This is a genomic window from Microbacterium sp. SSM24, from assembly GCF_025989145.1.
In the GTDB taxonomy this organism is placed as follows: domain Bacteria; phylum Actinomycetota; class Actinomycetes; order Actinomycetales; family Microbacteriaceae; genus Microbacterium.
In genome coordinates this window covers 133017-150141 of sequence record NZ_JAPDNQ010000001.1, presented here as the reverse complement: position 1 = coordinate 150141, position 17125 = coordinate 133017, and the positions used below count along the sequence as shown (strand labels likewise).

General features: G+C 71.9%; 12 protein-coding genes. 5 read left to right on the top strand and 7 right to left on the bottom strand.

All coding sequences use genetic code 11. From position 1 onward, the window contains the following. Positions 1 to 2: 2 nt before the first annotated feature. The 3 genes from OL358_RS00710 to OL358_RS00700 form a co-directional block, all read right to left on the bottom strand. Positions 3 to 1190, bottom strand: coding sequence for an ROK family transcriptional regulator (locus OL358_RS00710; RefSeq protein ID WP_264708012.1), 1188 nt, complete (start codon positions 1188 to 1190; stop codon positions 3 to 5). Between the two features lie 155 nt (positions 1191 to 1345). Continuing rightward, on the bottom strand, positions 1346 to 2209 hold the full coding sequence (locus OL358_RS00705) for an NYN domain-containing protein (RefSeq protein WP_264708011.1): 864 nt from the start codon (positions 2207 to 2209) through the stop codon (positions 1346 to 1348). 1 nt (position 2210) lies between these two features. Next, positions 2211 to 3206: a Gfo/Idh/MocA family protein gene (locus OL358_RS00700; RefSeq protein WP_264708009.1), complete on the bottom strand. Its 996-nt coding sequence runs from the start codon at positions 3204 to 3206 to the stop codon at positions 2211 to 2213. Between the two features lie 50 nt (positions 3207 to 3256). Between OL358_RS00700 and OL358_RS00695 the strand changes: the two genes are divergently transcribed. Beyond that, complete coding sequence (locus tag OL358_RS00695; RefSeq protein ID WP_264708008.1) at positions 3257 to 4636, top strand: M20/M25/M40 family metallo-hydrolase; 1380 nt, start codon at positions 3257 to 3259, stop codon at positions 4634 to 4636. On the opposite strand, the gene OL358_RS00690 is transcribed toward OL358_RS00695, so the two are convergent. Then, positions 4609 to 5985 (bottom strand): O-acetylhomoserine aminocarboxypropyltransferase/cysteine synthase family protein, encoded by a 1377-nt coding sequence (locus tag OL358_RS00690; protein WP_413631324.1) that lies wholly within the window; start codon positions 5983 to 5985, stop codon positions 4609 to 4611. The two genes, OL358_RS00695 and OL358_RS00690, sit on opposite strands and share 28 nt — an antisense overlap. Before the next feature lie 86 nt (positions 5986 to 6071). Here OL358_RS00690 and OL358_RS00685 point away from each other — a divergent pair, with 86 nt between their 5' ends. Then, positions 6072 to 6926 carry a sulfurtransferase gene (locus tag OL358_RS00685; protein WP_264708006.1) on the top strand — a complete coding sequence of 285 codons (855 nt, stop codon included), beginning with the start codon at positions 6072 to 6074 and terminating at the stop codon, positions 6924 to 6926. Positions 6927 to 7000: 74 nt separating this feature from the next. Here the strand turns inward: OL358_RS00685 and OL358_RS00680 are convergent, their stop codons facing one another. Both OL358_RS00680 and hrpA read right to left on the bottom strand, forming a co-directional pair. Continuing rightward, positions 7001 to 7942, bottom strand: a complete 942-nt coding sequence (locus OL358_RS00680) for a quinone oxidoreductase family protein (RefSeq protein ID WP_264708004.1) — start codon at positions 7940 to 7942, stop codon at positions 7001 to 7003. Positions 7943 to 7971: 29 nt separating this feature from the next. After that, positions 7972 to 11889: an ATP-dependent RNA helicase HrpA gene (gene hrpA / locus OL358_RS00675; RefSeq protein ID WP_264708003.1), complete on the bottom strand. Its 3918-nt coding sequence runs from the start codon at positions 11887 to 11889 to the stop codon at positions 7972 to 7974. Positions 11890 to 12327: 438 nt separating this feature from the next. On the opposite strand from hrpA, the gene OL358_RS00670 reads away from it, so the two are divergent. From OL358_RS00670 to OL358_RS00660, 3 genes are read left to right on the top strand one after another with little or no spacing between them, the layout of a single operon-like run. Further along, entirely contained in the window at positions 12328 to 12828 is a 501-nt protein-coding gene (locus OL358_RS00670; RefSeq protein ID WP_264708001.1) for an ArsR/SmtB family transcription factor, read from the top strand. After that, positions 12807 to 13646, top strand: coding sequence for an aldo/keto reductase (locus OL358_RS00665; RefSeq protein ID WP_264707999.1), 840 nt, complete (start codon positions 12807 to 12809; stop codon positions 13644 to 13646). Before OL358_RS00670 ends, OL358_RS00665 begins: the two co-directional genes overlap by 22 nt. Positions 13647 to 13653: 7 nt before the next feature. Then, complete coding sequence (locus tag OL358_RS00660) at positions 13654 to 15492, top strand: thioredoxin domain-containing protein (protein WP_264707997.1); 1839 nt, start codon at positions 13654 to 13656, stop codon at positions 15490 to 15492. Here OL358_RS00660 and OL358_RS00655 read toward each other — a convergent pair. After that, positions 15489 to 17111, bottom strand: a complete 1623-nt coding sequence (locus OL358_RS00655) for a dolichyl-phosphate-mannose--protein mannosyltransferase (protein ID WP_264707995.1) — start codon at positions 17109 to 17111, stop codon at positions 15489 to 15491. The genes OL358_RS00660 and OL358_RS00655 overlap by 4 nt on opposite strands. Between the last annotated feature and the right edge of the window lie 14 nt (positions 17112 to 17125).

The window sequence follows — 17125 nt, the reverse complement described above, 5'->3', positions numbered from 1 at the left end:
GGCTACGCCGAATACGGGAGTGCTTGCGCATCCACCGTCACGTGATCGAGGGCGATCGCGATCGCGCCGCGCGTCTCGGCCCACTCGCCGAACGACGCCCCCACGATCTCGGGGAGTCCGCCCGCCGATGTCAGCGCGGTGCGCTCCAGCGAGTGGCGCATCGGAGCCATGAGGATCTCGCCCGCCTGTGCGAGCTCGCCGCCCATGATGATGAGCTCGGGGTCGAACAGGTTGCACAGGCTCGCCGCCGCGATGCCGATGTGGCGTCCGGCGTCGGCGATCACGCGCCGGGAGCTGCCGTCGCCGGCCTCGGCAGCCTGCAGCAGGTCGCCGAGGCGCTGCATGCCCTCGCTCGGCGGGAACAGCGACATCAGGGCCGGGCCGCCCGCGTAGGTCTCGAGGCAGCCGCGATTGCTGCAGCGGCAGATCGGCCCGTTCTCGTCGATGGTGACGTGTCCGATCTGGCCCGCCTTGCCGTTGACGCCGTGGAACAGGTCGCCTCCGACGATCAGGCCGGCGCTGATGGTGTGCCCGGCGCGGATGAACACCGACGACGACGCCTCGCGCCCGTTGCCCTCGCGCGCTTCGGCCAGCCCGCCGAGGTTCGCCTCGCTGTCGACGTACACGGGGCGCCCGATGCGCGCCGAAAGGCTCTCCGCGACGTCGACGCCCTCCCAGCCGCGCAGCAGACCGGGTGTGGACACCATGCCGGTGCGCGGGTCGATGGGCGCGGGAAGCGCGAGCCCGACGGCGAGGAGGTCGGAGAGCGAGCCGCCGAGCGATTCCATCATGTCGCCCAGCAGCAGGCTGAGCCGGTCGAGCTCGGCGTCGTGACGGTGGTCGAGCGGCAGCGGCAGCGAGGACTGTGTGACGATCGCGCGCGCCGTGTCGGCGATGGCGATGTGAAGCTGCCGCGAGCTGAAGTGCACGCCGGCGACGAGGCCGAGCTGGCGGGCGAGCGAGACGAGGGTCGCACGGCGGCCGCTGCGCGAGGTGAACGACGTGTGCAGGATGCCCGACGCGGTGAGCTCCTTGACGATGTTGGACACCGTCGCGGGCGAGAGGCCGGTGCTGCCGGCGAGCTCGACCTGGGTCAGGCGGCCGTGTCGCTTGAGCGACTCCACCAGGCGCGCGCGATTGGCCTCGCGGAGCGAGGTCTGCGAGCCTGGCGGCGGATTTCGGCGTGCCACAGCGCACACTCTAGTCGACGGCGTGATTTCCCCGATGGGAAGCGTCGTGCGAAGTCGCCGGGAGGGAGCCGCGTGGATGCCCGGCCCGCACGCCCTCGACCCGGCCGGGCTGTCGTGTGAGCCCCCTCCCGTCTGAAGCGGCGCGGTGTCGCGGCTCAGCGCCTGTCGGCGGCGAGCCGGATGAGCACGATGTTCCCGGACTCGTCGACCTCGGCGACGGACGGGTGGGCCTTCACGAACTCGGAGAAGCTCTTGTGTCCGAGCGCCTTCTCGGAGAAGGACGGATCGAGTCGCTTGACGAGGCTCTTCACCGCCGACGCGTGCTGCCACTCGACATCCTCTTTGTCGCTCTCGAGCCGCAGGGCGCGATCGAGCAGCGCCTCGGCCGGGTCCGCGCCCGCGGTGCGGGCGCGACGACGCGGGGGAGCGGCGTCCTTCCGCGCCTCGGCGGGTGCCGCCACCCCGGGCAGCGCATCGTACGAGTCGAACTGGTCGCACGCCGCGGCGAGCGACTTGGCGGTCGAACCCGCGACGCCCACGCCGACGACGAACCGCCCCAGGCGCTTGCAGCGCTGAGCGAGCGGCACGTAGTCGGAATCGCCCGCGACGATCACCACGTGGGTCAGATCGGGCAGGCGGAACATGTCTTCGACGGCGTCGACGGCGAGCCGGATATCGGCGCCGTTCTTCGCGTACGCCGCCGCGGGGAACAGCTGCACGAGGTCGACGGCCCGCGCCACCAGCTGCGAGCGGTACACCGCATTGACCGGAGACGACCAGTCGGCGTAGGCGCGGGTGAGCACGAGCGTGCCGAACGACGTGGCGTAGTCGATGATCGCGCCGACATCGATCGTGGCGGCCGTCAGGCGCTCGGCGATCTCGCGATCCGAGGCATCCGAGATGATCTTCTGCCGGTCGCGCGAGTACGAGTTCTTGCCGTGGACACGGTCGTACCAGGACATGACGATGTTGTCGAAGTCGAGGTAGACGGCCACGCGGGCGTTCTGACGGTCGGGCATCTCACTCCTCCCCGGGGTAGCTCACGCCGACGAGCTGGCGGATCTCGTCGAGGGTGGACATGATCGCGACGGTCTCGTCGATCGGCAGGATCACGCTGTCGGTGAGTCCGTCCGCCAGGTACTGCTGCGCAGCGAGCGCTTGATACTGCATGCCGCGCCCCTGGATGTCGGACGCGTACTCCTCGAGCACCGTGCCGTCGGCGGCGACGACCCGGAACGACGTGGCGTTGTACCAGACGCGGTCGATGTCGATGCGGGCGTCGGTGCCGATGATGTGCGCGGTGTTCGGGCCGGCGGCGCGCGATGCCGACAACGACGTCGAGAGCGCGCCGGACACGTGCGACATCACGGTCGCGACCTCGGTGTCGGCGCCGGTGTCGCCCAGGCGGGCGGATGCGGTGATCGCGAGCGGCTCGCCCAGGATGTCCCACGCGAACGAGATCGGATACACGCCGAGGTCGAGCAGGGCCCCGCCGCCGAGTTCGAGGGCGTTGAGGCGATGCGCAGGATCGGACGAGATCCGCTGCGTGTGGTCGGCCAGCAGAGCGCGGATCTCGCCGAGCGCGCCGGAGGCCACGATCTCGCGGATGCGCACCATGTGGGGCAGATAGCGCGTCCACATCGCCTCCATGGCGAGGAGGCCCCGCTCGGCGGCGACGTCGCGCACGGCGGCTGCCTCGTCGCCGGTGAGCGTGAAGGGCTTCTCGACGAGCACGTGCTTGCCGTGCTCGAGCGCGAGGATCGCCTGCTCGGCGTGGAACGGATGCGGGGTCGCGATGTAGACGATGTCGACGTCGGGGTCGGACACGAGCGCCTCGTACGAGCCGTGCGCGCGGGCCACGTCGAAGTCGGCCGCGAAAGCGCCCGCGGACTCGGCGCTGCGCGACCCGACGGCCGCGAGGTCGAGGCCCGCGGTACGGAGGTCGGACGCGAAGGCGCGGGCGATGCCGCCCGGTCCGAGGATGCCCCAGCGCGGGGGGGATGCGGAAGCGGTCATGTCCCGAGCGTAGCGACCGACGCGGACCCCGTGCGCCTAGGCTCTGGGACGTGGCATCCCCCGTCGAGCGTTTCCGTGAGCTTCTGCGCATCCCGACCGTGTCGCACGCCGACGAGTCCGAGATCGATTGGTCCGGGTTCGACCGATTCCAGCAGGCGCTGGAGCGTCTCTACCCCGCGCTGCACCGCACGCTGGAGCGCGAGGTCGTCGACGGGCACTCGCTGCTCTTCCGCTGGCGGGGACGGGAGCGGGCTCACGATGCCGACCTCCCGCACGACGGGGACCGCGGTGACCGCAGCGCATCCGATCCTCTCGTCCTCATGGCGCACATCGACGTCGTCCCGGTCGTCGCGTCCGAGTGGGAGCACGACCCGTTCGCCGCCGAGATCGTCGGCGAGGGAGCGGATGCCGCGATCCACGCGCGCGGCGCGATCGATGACAAGGGTGCGCTCGTGGCGATCGTCGAGGCGGTCGAGCAGCTCGCGGCCGAGGGGTTCACCCCTGCCGGAGACGTGTACCTCGCGTTCGGGCACAACGAGGAGACCGCGGGCGGCGGCGCCGCCGCGATCGCCGACCTGCTGCGCAGCCGCGGCATCCGTCCCGCCCTCGTGCTCGACGAGGGCGGCGCGGTCGTGGACGGCGTGATCCCGGGAGTCGCGGTGCCGACCGCGATGGTGGGGGTCGCCGAACGCGGCGTCATGACGCTGCTCCTGACGGCGCGCGAGGGAGGCGGGCACGCATCGACGCCGCCCGCGATGCCGGCCACGGCACGTCTCGCGCGCGCGATCGACCGGCTGCACCGGCATCCGTTCCCCACGCGCCTCGCGCCGCCGGTGCGGGCGATGCTGTCCACCGTCGCCCCGCACGCCCCCCAGCCGCTGCGGTCGCTGCTGCGCAGCCTCGCCGTCACCGGCCCCCTCGTCGCCGCAGCGCTCTCGCGCCTCGGCCCCGAGATGAACGCGACCGTGCGCACCACCGCCGTCGCCACCGAGCTGAGCGGGGCTCCCGGAGAGAACGTGCTCGCCACGACGGCGAGGGCCTCGATCAACATCCGCCTGCTCACGGGAGACACGGTCGCCGGTGCGAGAGCGCGCGCTCAGCGGGTGATCGCCGACTCCGAGGTCGACATCGAGGTGCGGCACGGCTCCGATCCGTCGCCGGTGTCGCCGTGGCACGGTGAGGCCTGGCGCCGCCTCGCGACGACCGTCGGGCAGACCCTGGGCGACGACGTCCTCGCCACGCCCTACCTGCAGCTCGGCGCGAGCGACAGCCGGTGGTTCACGGCGATCTCCGACCACGTGTACCGCTTCACACCGTTCCACCTGACCCGCGCCGAGCGCGATGCGCTGCATTCGCACAACGAGCGCATCCGGGTGGACGTGTGGCTGCGCGGGATCGGGTTCTATCGCGCGCTGGTCGCCGCGAGCTGAGGCTCCGCGGCGGACCGAGCCTGCGCAGCCGGCACGCCCGCGAGCGCACGGCGGAGGTCCGCGACGATGTCGCGCACGTCCTCGAGCCCGATCGACAGCCGCACGGTCGTCCACGCGATGCCGGCATCGGCGAGCTGCGCGGGGGACAGGTGGCTGTGGGTCATCGACGCGGGATGCGCCACGAGGCTGCGCGCGTCGCCGATGTTGGCCACGAGCTTCACGACCTGCAGTCGTGCGACGAGGTCCTCGACGACGCGGAAATCCGCCTCGGGGTCGCCGGTGCTGTGCAGATCGAAGGCGAACACCGAACTCGCGCCGCGCGGCAGATAGGTCTGCGCCTTCTCATGCCACGGGCTCGACGCGAGTCCCGGGTGGTGCACCCGGTCGACGGCGGGATGCTGCTCCAGGAATCGCGCGACCTCGAGCGCGCTCGCCGAATGCCGTGAGATGCGCAGGTCGAGGGTCTCCAGGCCCTGCAGCAGCTGGAACGCGTTGAACGCCGAGAGCGACGGGCCGAGGTCGTGCACGTACTTCGTCTTCACGAGCGCGATGTACGGGGAGCCCGACTCGCCGAAGCGCTCGACGAGGCTCCCGTCGGGAACGCGCGGGTAGGTCTCGGTGAGCTGCGGCCATCGCCCCGGTTCGGCGGTGAAGTCGAAAGTGCCGAGGTCGACGATCACGCCGCCGAGCGACGTGCCGTGGCCGCCCAGGAACTTCGTCGCCGAATGGACGGTGATGTCGGCTCCGAGGTCCTTGACCCGCTGCAGGTACGGGGTCGCCACCGTGGCGTCGATCACGAGCGGCACGCCGGCACGGTGGGCGAGGTCGGAGACCGTGCGCACGTCGAGCACCTGCGCGATCGGGTTGGTGATGGATTCCGCGAAGAACGCGCGCGTGGCGGGGCGCACCGCGGCGGCCCAGGCCTCGGGGTCGTCCTGGTCGACGAAGGTGACGTCGATGCCCCAGTCGGCGAACGTGTCCTGGAGCAGGTCGACGGTGCCCCCGTAGAGCTGGCGTGCCGCGACGATGTGCTCGCCCTGCTTCGCGAGCGCGAGGAGTGCGAGGGCGACGGCGGCCTGACCCGAGGCGACGCCCGCCGCGGCGATGCCCCCTTCGAGCTCGGCCACGCGCTTCTCGAACACCAGCACGGTCGGGTTGGCGGCGCGGCTGTAGATGTTGCCGTCGCGGCGCAGCGCGAACAGGTCGCGGGCGTCGCTGAGCGAGCGGAATTCGAACGCGTTCGACTGGTGGATCGACGGCACCGCGGTGTTCTCGGCGAGGCCCGACTCGAACCCCGCCTGCACCTGTGCGGTCGCGAAGGCGAGCGGGGCTTCAGACATGCCCACCATTGTCGGCGCCGGATGCCTCGCCTCGCTCGCCGTGTGTCGAACTGTTGCGGGGCGCCGGGACGCGGGCACGAGGGCAGGATGGTGGGATGCCGCACCTCATCGACCCCGCAGCGCTCGCCGATCTCGCCGCATCCTCGTCGCGCGTCCGCATCCTCGACGTCCGCTGGCGTCTGGATCGTCCCGACGGCCGGCCGGACTTCCTCACGGGACATCTGCCCGGCGCCGTCTTCGTGCACCTCGGCACGGAGCTCTCGCGTCCCGGCAGCCCTGACGAGGGACGCCACCCGCTCCCGACGCGGGACGCGCTCGAGGACGCGGCGCGCGGCTGGGGCCTCGACGACGGCGACACGGTCGTCGTGTACGACGACTGGAACTCGGTCTCTGCGGCCCGCGCGTGGTGGCTGCTGCGCGGCAGCGGCGTCGACGACGTGCGCGTGCTCGACGGCGGACTGAGCGCGTGGATCGATGCCGGCCTGCCGCTCGAGACGGGCGAGGTCGCGCCGCGGCGCGGCTCCGTCGTGCTCAGCGAGCTCGGGGCGTCGACCGTGACGATCGACGAGGCCGCCGCGTGGGCGGAGCAGGGCGTGCTGCTCGACGCGCGCGCGCCGGAGCGCTACCGCGGCGACATCGAGCCGATCGACCCGGTCGCCGGCCACATCCCCGGCGCCCGCAACCTCCCGGCCGCCGCACTCCTCGACGGCAGTCGATTCCGCCGTCCGGACGAACTCGCGGCGGCGTTCGACGCCGTCGGGGCGAGGTCGGGAGCACCTGTCGCCGCGTACTGCGGCTCCGGCGTCACGGCGGCGCACACGGCTCTCGCCGGCGCCGTGGCCGGGATCGACGTGGCCGTCTACCCGGGCTCGTGGAGCGCCTGGTCGAACACGCCGGGCCGCGCGATCGCGACCGGGGCCGACCCGTCGGAGGTCACCGGCACGGTGTGATCCGGCACGGTGTGATCCGGCCCGGAGTGATCCGGCGCGGTGTCTTCCGGCCTGGTGTGATCTCCGCGGGGTGACTAGGGGACGAGGGTGATCTTGCCGTCGGCGCCCTGCTCGACCAGCCCGTGGGCTTCGGCGGCATCGGCGAGCGGCAGCGACGGTCCGAGCTCGACATCGAAGCGGCCCGCGGCCAGCAGCGCGAGTGCCACGGGCACCGCCTCGTCACGCCACGCGAGCTGCTGGGGGGTCAGGGGAGTGGGCGATCCGCCGGAGAACGCGCGGATGCCGAGCGACGCGGCATCCCGCCCCCGCACGAGGGTCGCGATACGTGTCCTGTCGGAGACGAGCTCGATCGAGGTCTGCAGGGCCTCGTCCGTTCCCGCCGCGTCGAGGGCGACGGTCACGCCGTTCGGGGCCAGCGCTCGCACGCGTTCGGCGAGTCCGTCGCCGTACTCGACCGGCGTCGCGCCGAGGGCGCGCACGGCGTCTGCCCGGCGGCCGGAGGTGGTCGCGATCACGGTCGCACCCCACAGCACGGCGAACTGGATGGCGGCCTGTCCGACGGCGCCGGATCCGGCGTGGAGGAGCAGCGTGTCGTCGGGACCGACCGCGAGCGAGCGGAGCGCCTGGTAGGCGGTGCCGATCGGGATGCCCAGCGCAGCGCCCTGAGCGGGCGAGACGTGTGCGGGGCGGCTGTGGACGCGCGCCGCGTCGATCACGACGTCGGTCGCGTACGCGCCCCTCGCACCCGAGAAGACCACGGCGTCCCCGGCGCGGAATCCGTCCACGCCCTCGCCGACCGCGGTCACCACGCCGGCGCCGTCGGATCCGACGCGGCGCGGCTCGTCGATCGGCCCGGAGGGGCGCGCACCGGAGCGCAGCTTCGCGTCGATGGGGTTCACCCCCGCGGCCTCGACGCGGATCGCGAGCTGTCCGGCGCCGGGCGCCGGCGCGTCGATGTCGATGGAGTGCAGGACCTCGGGTCCGCCGAACTCGGAGTACACGATCGCAGTGGTCATGGCAGGCGCAACCTCCTCGTCGTCGGAGGCTATTCCCGCAGCGACTTCTGAATCCGCTGAAGCGACACCGGCTCGGCCGTCCCCAGCTGCTGGGCGAACAGGCTCACGCGGTACTCCTCGAGCAGCCAGCGCGCGCGCACGAGCGGCGCAGGCGCATCCGCCTCGGGCGGCACCGTGCCGCCGGCATCCGCGAAGGCGACCGCGGCGCGTTCGAACTCGGTCATGCGCTGGCGGTCGCGACCCGGGTTGTCGGGGAGCGCGCGCACCCGGTCGAGAGCGCCGCGAAGATAGCGCGGCAGGTGCGCGAGACGGGTGGTGCCGGTGCGCGACACGAAGCCGGGGAAGACGAGTCCGGCGAGCTGGCCCTTGATGTCGTTGAGCGTTCCGAGCAGCGTCAGCGAGTTCTGCTCGCGGACGGCGCGCTCCACGTCGCGCGAGGCCGTGAGGATACGGGCGCTCAGCGACACGGTCTGGAACAGCTCGTCGACGACGACCGCCGACAGGGCATCGCGGACGGCGTCGAAACCCGCCCGCGTGCGCACGACGCCGCCGGGAGCCGTGCGCTCGACGAGGGCATCGGCGACGGCGACGCGCGCATCTTCGACGAGGGCCTTGGCGGAGGCGTAGGGGGATGCCGCGAGCGCGAGCTTCTCCGAGGCGGTCAGGTGATCGAGCACATAGGCCGTCGGCGACGCAACGGCGAGCAGCAGGAGGCGGCGCGCGCCGTCGCGCGTGGCCCGCGCGGCGGCCTCGGGGGTGGCCTCGATCCGCAGCGCGACGCTCGATCCCTCGTCGACGATCGCCGGGTAGCCGCGCACCACGCCGCCCGCCACCTTGGTGTCGACGACGTCGGGGAGGTCGCCGAACGACCACTCGGTGAGACCGGCGCGCTCGATGAAGGAGCCGGCCGATGCGGTGCCGATGCCGGGTCCGCCGGGGCCGGGGGCGGGGGTCGGGGTCTCGCGCGCGGGCGTCCGAGAGAGGGAACGTGCGACCGAGGCCCGGGCGCGGCCGGCGAGGCGATCCTGCAGCGTGGCGAGGTCGCGATCGGAGCCGACGGGGCGGCCGCGCTCGTCGACCGCGCGGAACGACACGAGCAGATGCCCGGGCACGCGCTCCAGCTCGAAGTCGGCGGCCGTGACGGGCTGGTTCGCGACCCGCTGGATGCGCGCGGCGAGCGCCTCGCGCAGCCCCGACGGCGGAAGGCCCCCGTGCGCCTCCGGTCCCTGACCGGCGATCTCGCCCGCGAAGGTGGACGCCCAGTCGGCCGCCGGAACGACGTGGCGCCGAATCGCCTTGGGGAGCGATCGCAGCAGCGCCGTGATGAGTTCGTCCCGCATGCCGGGGACCTGCCAGTCGAACCCTTCGGGACGCAGCTGGGCGAGCAGCGCCAGGGGCACGACCGCCGTCACACCGTCGTCGGGCGCGCCCGGCTCGAAGCGGTAGGCGAGTGAGAGCACCTGATCGCCCTGCTGCCAGCGCGCCGGGAAGTCGCGCTCGTCGCCGCGGGAGGCCTCATCGACGAGGTCGGATTCCGTCATGTCGAGCAGGCGCGGCGTGCGCTCCGCGGCATCGCGCCACCAGGCCTCGAACGAACGGACGTCGTACACGTCGCCGGGAATGCGCGCGTCGTAGAACCGGTACACGGCCTCGTCGCCGACGAGGATGTCGCGGCGGCGCTCGCGCTCCTCGATCTTCTCGAGTCGGCGGCGCAGTTCGAGATTGCGCCGCTCGAAGGCCGTCAGCCGCTTGTCGAGGGCCGAGGCATCCCATTCACCCTCGACCAGGGCGTGCCGCACGAACAGCTCGCGCGCGTACGGCCGGTCGAAGCGGGCCAGCTGCACACGGCGCCTCGGGATGATCTCGACGCCGAAGAGGGTGACCTTCTCGTAGGCGGATGCCGCCCCCGACGCCTTCGACCAGTGCGGCTCGCTCAGCCGGCGCTTGGCGAGGTCGCCGGCGAGGGGCTCCGCCCATTCCGGGTCGATCGCGGCCAGCGTGCGGGCGAACAGGCGCGACGTCTCGACCACCTCGGCGGCCATGACCGCCGTCGGGCGCTGCTTGCGCAGTCCCGACCCGGGGAAGATCGCGAACCGCGTTCCCCGTGCGCCGAGGTACTCGGCCGAGCGGCGTTCGGCGCCGCGATCGGGCTTGCCGCCGCGCGTGGACGTCTTCGCGGGAGTGCGGTCGTCGAGGATGCCGATCTGCGATAGCAGTCCGGCGAGGATCGCGCGGTGGATGTCGTCGGGATCCGCGGCGGCCGTGTCGGCCTTGCGCGAGACGCCGAGCAGCGCGCTGAGCTGGCGGTGGACGTCGGCCCACTCGCGCACCCGGACGTAGTTGAGATGCTCCTGCCGGCAGAGGCGCCGGAACGCGCTCGAGCCGAGCTCCGCCTGCTTCTCCTGGAGGTGGTTCCAGAGGTTCAGGAGGCTCAGGAAGTCGCTGGTCGGGTCGGTGAACCGGGCGTGGAGGCGGTCGGCCTCCTCGCGTCGCTCCTCGGGCCGTTCGCGCACGTCCTGGATGGAGAGTCCTGCGACGATCGTGAGGACATCGCGGAGCACGCCGGTCTTCCGTGCCGCGATCAGCATGCGCGCGAAACGGGGATCGATCGGCAGCCGGGCGATCTCGCGGCCGAGATCGGTGAGCGCCGGCGCGTCGTCGCGTCCGCGCGCACGGACGGCGCCGAGCTCGATGAGGAGGTCGAGCGCGGCGCGCACGCCGCGCGAGTCCGGCGGGGTGAGGAACGGGAACGCCGAGATGTCGCCGAATCCCAGCGACAGCATCTGCAGGATGACCGACGCCAGGCTCGTGCGCAGGATCTCGGGCTCGGTGAACTCCTCCCGGGCCGTGAAGTCGTCCTCGTCGTACAGGCGGATCGCGATGCCGGGGCTGGTGCGGCCGGCACGCCCGGAGCGCTGCTGGGCGGAGGCCTGCGAGATCGCCTCGATGGGCAGGCGCTGGATCTTGCTGCGGTTGCTGTAGCGCGAGATGCGCGCGGTGCCGGTGTCGACGACGTACCGGATGCCGGGCACGGTGAGGCTGGTCTCGGCGACGTTGGTCGCGAGGATGACCCGGCGGCGCACGCCCGCGATCGCGGAGCGTTCGAAGACGCGGTGCTGCTCGGCCGAACTGAGCCGGCCGTAGAGGGGGAGCACTTCCGTGGGGGCGGCATCCTTGGCATACATGCCGCGCACGGCATCCATCGCGTCCCGGATCTCGGCCTCACCGGGGAGGAACACCAGCACGTCGCCCGCGGTCTCGCGGTCGAGCTCTCGCAGCGCCGTCGTGATGCCGTCGACGTCGTCGCTCTCGACGGCATCGGCGCCCTTCGCGGCGCGCACGCCGGGCCGGTAGCGCACCTCGACCGGGTACGTGCGACCCGAGACCTCGATGATGGGCGCGGGCGTGCCGTCGCGATCGGCGAAATGCTTCGCGAAGCTCTCCGGATCGATCGTCGCGCTCGTGATGACGACCTTGAGGTCGGGACGCTTCGGCAGGATGCGCGTGAGGTAGCCGATCAGGAAGTCGACGTTGAGAGAGCGCTCATGTGCCTCGTCGACGATGATCGTGTCGTAGCGGCGCAGCAGCCGGTCGCGATGGATCTCGTTGAGCAGGATGCCGTCGGTCATCAGCGCGATGCGGGTGTCGTCGGTCACCTTGTCGGTGAAGCGCACCTTGTAGCCGACGGTCGAGCCGAGCGGCACCTGCAGCTCCTCGGCGACGCGCTCGGCGATCGTTCGAGCGGCGATGCGGCGCGGCTGCGTGTGCGCGATGCGCGTGCGGCCCAGCTCGAGGCAGATCTTCGGCAGCTGCGTGGTCTTGCCCGATCCGGTCGCCCCGGCGACGATCACGACCTGGTGGTCGCGGATCGCGCGCGCGATCTCGTCCCGCGCGGCGCTGACGGGCAGCTCCGGGGGGTAGGAGATCACGGGTTCGGGCACGGACATAGCCATCCATCGTATGACGACGCGCGGTTGATGAGTCGCGTCGACTTTCGTCCCCCGTCCCGTCGCCGGGAGTTGCATAGTTTCGTTTTCGTATGTGAGTTGGGGTTCACATGCCTGGTGGGTGGTGGCCGTCCGTCATGTGAGTTGAGGTTCACATGCGTGGTGGGTGGTGTCGCCGTTCGCGGATCCGTGGTCGCAAAGAGCATCCGGGTGCGTCCGTCCTCCGAACGACGGCGACCCTCCGAGGCCGGCCGAAGGCCGTGTGAACAAGAACTCACATGCGAAAACGAGAGGGTGATGAATGCGAAAGAGGAAGAGGAGCGGCATCCGCGACCGACCGATCGACGCGACTCCTCCACCGCAGCCCAGCGGTGACCGCGATTCACACGGGCGGCCACGCCAGCACGCGGGCGCGGCCCGCCGCCCTACGGTCTGACCATGCACCCGTTCGCCGCCCTCGCCGAACCCGCTCGACGCCGGATCATCGAGATCCTCGCCAGTGGCGAACACACCGCGGGAGAGCTGGCGCATATCGTCGGGGCGGAGTTCCGCATCACGCGAACGGCGGTATCGAAGCACCTGCGTGTACTGCGTGATGCGCGGCTCGTGGACGTCCGCGCCGAGCTGCAGTGGCGATGGTATTGGCTGACCGATGCGGGCTTCGAGACCCTCGATGACGAGGTCAGCGAGCTGCGGGCGAAGTGGGTGCGCAGGGTCGGCTGGGACTCCGAGCACCACCGCAAGCACGATCCACTCGCCGAGCCGCTCGTCTACGCCGGCGTTCCGTTCAAGGGCCCTGGGCGCGGCTACCGTCGGGGCCGGCGGGGGAAGCAGACCGAGGCCCCGCCTCGGGCCAGCGAGCCAGATCTCGGGCTCTACCCGGTCTACCCCGTCCCGGACACTCCTAGGCTGGAGGAATGGCAAACATCCCCACCGTGAAGCTCAACGACGGCAACGACATCCCCCAGCTCGGCTACGGCGTGTTCAAGGTGCCGCCGGCAGACACCGAGCGCGCCGTCAGCGAGGCGCTCGAAGTCGGCTACCGCCACATCGACACCGCCGCGATCTACGGCAACGAAGAGGGCGTCGGCGCCGCCATCGCCGCGAGCGGCCTTCCGCGCGACGATCTCTTCATCACCACCAAGCTGTGGAACGACCGTCACGAGGGCGACGAGCCTCGGGCGGCGATCGCGGAGAGTCTCGAGAAGCTGGGTCTCGAGAGCGTCGACCTCTACCTCGTGCACTGGCCGACCCCGGCCCACGACAACTACGTCCACGCGTGGTCCCGGCTCGTCGAGCTGCGCGACGCGGGCCTCACCCGCAGCATCGGCGTGTCCAACCACCTGGTGCCGCACCTCGAGCGCCTCGTCGCCGCGACCGGCGTGGTTCCCGCCGTCAACCAGATCGAGCTCCACCCGGCGTATCAGCAGCGCGACATCACCGAATGGGCCGCGGCGCACGACGTGCGCATCGAATCGTGGGGTCCGCTCGGCCAGGGCAAGTACGACCTGTTCGGCGCAGATCCCGTTGCCGCCGCAGCGAAGGCCCACGACAAGACGCCCGCCCAGGCCGTGCTGCGCTGGCACCTGCAGAAGGGGTTCATCGTCTTCCCCAAGTCCGTCCGCCGCGAACGCCTCGAAGAGAACCTCGACGTCTTCGACTTCGAGCTCACCGAGGCCGAGGTCGCCGCGATCGACGCGATGGAGAAGCCCGAAGGGTCGGGACGCGTCAGCGCCCACCCCGACGAGGTGAACTGACACCGCCATGAACCGTCGCCTCACGGAGGCCGCGAGTCCGTACCTCCGCTCGCACGCGGGAAATCCGGTCCCGTGGTTCCCGTGGGGCGACGACGCGTTCGCCGAGGCGCGCGCCCGCGACGTGCCCGTCCTGGTGTCCATCGGCTACTCCACGTGCCACTGGTGCCACGTCATGGCGCGCGAGTCGTTCGAAGACCCCGCCACCGCCGCCGAGCTCGCGGCCGGATTCGTCTCGATCAAGGTCGACCGCGAGGAGCATCCCGAGGTCGACGCCGCCTACATGGCCGCCGCGTCCGCGTTCACCGCGAATCTCGGCTGGCCGCTCACGGTGTTCGTGACGCCGCAGGGGCGCCCGTTCTTCGCCGGCACGTACTTCCCACCGCAGCCGAGAGGCGGGCTTCCCGCCTTCCGGCAGGTGCTCGCCGCCGTCCACGAGGCGTGGGAGGAGCGCCGCGAGCAGATCGACGGCACGGCCGACGCGATCGTCGATGCGCTCGCCGACGCCCGGGCGCAGACGGGTGCCGAGGCATCCGCTCCGCCGTCCGCGGAGGAGCTCGCCGGTGCGGCGAGGGCCCTCGCCGCGCGCGAGGACCCCGAGTACGGCGGGTTCGGTGACGGAGAGGCCCCGAAGTTCCCGGTGGCGACGGCGCTGCGGTTCCTCCAGACGGGCCTGGTGCGCGAGCGGGCCGGCGACGCATCGGCGGTCGCGGGGCGCGCGCTCGCGGCGATGAGCGCCTCGCCCCTGCGGGACCCGGTCGAAGGCGGCTTCTTCCGCTACGCCACGCGTCGCGACTGGTCGGTGCCGCACTTCGAGCGCATGCTGACCGACAACGCACAGCTGCTCGACGTCGCCATCGCCGACGGTGACGCGGCGACGGCGACCGGCATCGCCGCGTTCCTCGTCGGCGTGCTGCAGCAGCCCACGGGCGGGTTCGGCGCGGCGCAGGACTCCGAGTCGTGGATCGACGGTGCGCGCAGCGAGGGCGGGTACTACGAGCGGGATGCCGCGGACCGCGCCGGCCTCGAACGTCCGGCCGTCGACGGCAAGGTCGTCACGGGGTGGAACGGACTCGCGATCGGCTCCCTCGCTCGCGCCGGGGCGCGGCTGGGCGAGACCTCCTGGATCGACGCCGCGCGCTGGGCCGCCGAGGCCGTGCTGACCGCGAACGTCACCACGGACGGCCTCCTCGTCCGCGCCTCCCTCGACGAGATCCCCTCACGGGCCGCTGCCACCATCGCCGACTACGGCCAGTTCGCGTCGGGTCTCGTCGCACTGGCCGTCGCGACCGGCGAGGCCGCATACGCGACGCGGGCGCGCGAGCTCGTCGACGCCTGCGTGGCACCGGACGGCGCCCTCGCGGTGCCCGGCGGCGGCGATCCCGTCCTCGCCGCTCAGGGCGTGGGTGCTCCGGATGCCGCATCCGACGGCGACGAGCCCTCGGGGCCCGCCGCGCTCGCCGAGGCCGCGCTCGCGCTCTGGACGCTCGGTGCCGGCCACGCCTACCGCGCTCTCGCCGAGCGGATCGTCGCGCGTGGCGCCGCGGGAGCACTCGCGCAGCCCCTCGCGCACGGCGCGCTGCTGCGCGTGGCCGCCCTCGTCGCCACCGCACCCCGGCAGATCGTCGTGGTGTCGGCCGAGCCGCAGCATCCGCTCGCCGTCGCCGCGCGCGCCCTCGACGCCGACGCCGTCGCCGTCGTGAGTCCCGAGCAGGCACGGGCGTTCGCCGCCGCCGGGTTCGCGCTCTTCGAGGCGAAGACCGCGCACGGCGGTCCGACGGCGTACGACTGCCGCGACTTCGCCTGCCGCCTGCCCGTCACCGACCCGGAGGCGCTGGCGGCCGTCTAGACCCAGGTGGGCAGCCAGTTGTGCATGCGCCAGAAGTCGTACGGCACCGTCATCGCCGAGATCACCGGATACCAGAAGGCGGCGAGGAGCAGGGCGACCGCCAGGAACACCCACACCAGGCGCTGTCCGGTGCGCCTTCGGTACGAGTCGGCATGTCGCGGACCGGCGATGTCGCGCAGAGCGAAGGTCAGCGCGAGCAGCATGAACGGCAGCACGAGCACCGTGTAGAACTGGAAGATCGTGCGCTCGGGGTAGAACAGCCACGGGACGTAGGTCAGCCCGATCCCCGTGAGGACGAAGGCGTAGCGCCAGTCACGCACGATGACGAACCGGTAAGCGAGGTACAGCACAGCGGCGACGCCCGCGTACCAGACGAGCGGGTTCGGGATGCTGGAGACGACCGACGAACAGCCGTTCACGGCGGTGCATCCGTCGACTCCGAAGGCGTCGTGGTGGTAATACATGCCGGTCGGGCGGATCAGCAGCGGCCATTGCCACGCCGGGCTCGAATACGAGTGGCCCGACGTGATCTGCGACGCCGCGTTGAACATCGTGGTGTGGTCGATCCATAGGCTCTGCAGCGACAGCGGCACCCACGACCAGAGTCCGGTCGCCGGCGCGGCGTCGGCGGCGTGACGGTCGTAGCCGCCGTCGGTCACGAGCCAGCCCGTCCACGACGCGAGATACACCGCGAACGCGACGGGCACCAGCAGGACGAAGGTCGCGACGCCCTGACGGATCGCGTCGGTCGGCCAGAACAGCACCCCCGCACGTCGCCGCGCGAGCGCGTCGGTCACGACGAGGTAGACGCCGAGTCCCGCGAGGACCCAGACCCCCGACCACTTGACGGCGGATGCCGCGCCCAGCGCGACGCCCGCCGCGACGATCCACGGCCGGTTCCACAGGATCGGCCCCCACGCCGGCGGTTCGTCCCCGTCGTAGCGCGCCGCCACCGTCTGCGCGATGCGCGCGGTCGTGCGTTCCCGGTCGAGCAGCACGAACAGGAACCCGAGCAGCACGAAGAACAGCAGGGGAGTGTCGAGCAGCGCGACGCGGCTCATCGCGATCGACATTCCGTCGACGGCCATCAGCAGTCCCGCGATGACGGCGAACGTGGTGGAGCCGGTCAGCCGCTTCGCGATCAGCATCAGCACGAGGACCGCCGCCGTGCCGAGCAGCGCCGTCGTGATGCGCCACCCCCAGCCGTTCTCGGGGCCGAGCACGATCATGCCGAGCGCGATGATCCACTTCCCGAGCGGCGGGTGGATCACGAACGCCGCGTTGTCGGTGAAGACGTTCACGTTGCCCGACAGGAAGCTCTCGTTGGCATTGCCGGGCCACGATGCCTCGTACCCGAGCTGCGACAGCGTCCAGGCGTCCTTGACGTAGTACGTCTCGTCGAACTGGTTCATGAGGTCGTGCGCCGCGGCGAGGTTCCACAGGCGCAGGACCGCCGCCAGCACGACGACGAGCGCGGGGCCCAGCCACGCGTACAGGCGGCGCGCGGCGTCGTCGCGGGAGAGCCTCGCGGTGAACCGCTCGTACAGGGTGGGACGCTCCGCGGGCAGCAGCGGCGCAGCCGGCGTGCTGTCGTCCAGGCGAGGGGCGGCGTGCGTCACGCTGACACTATAAG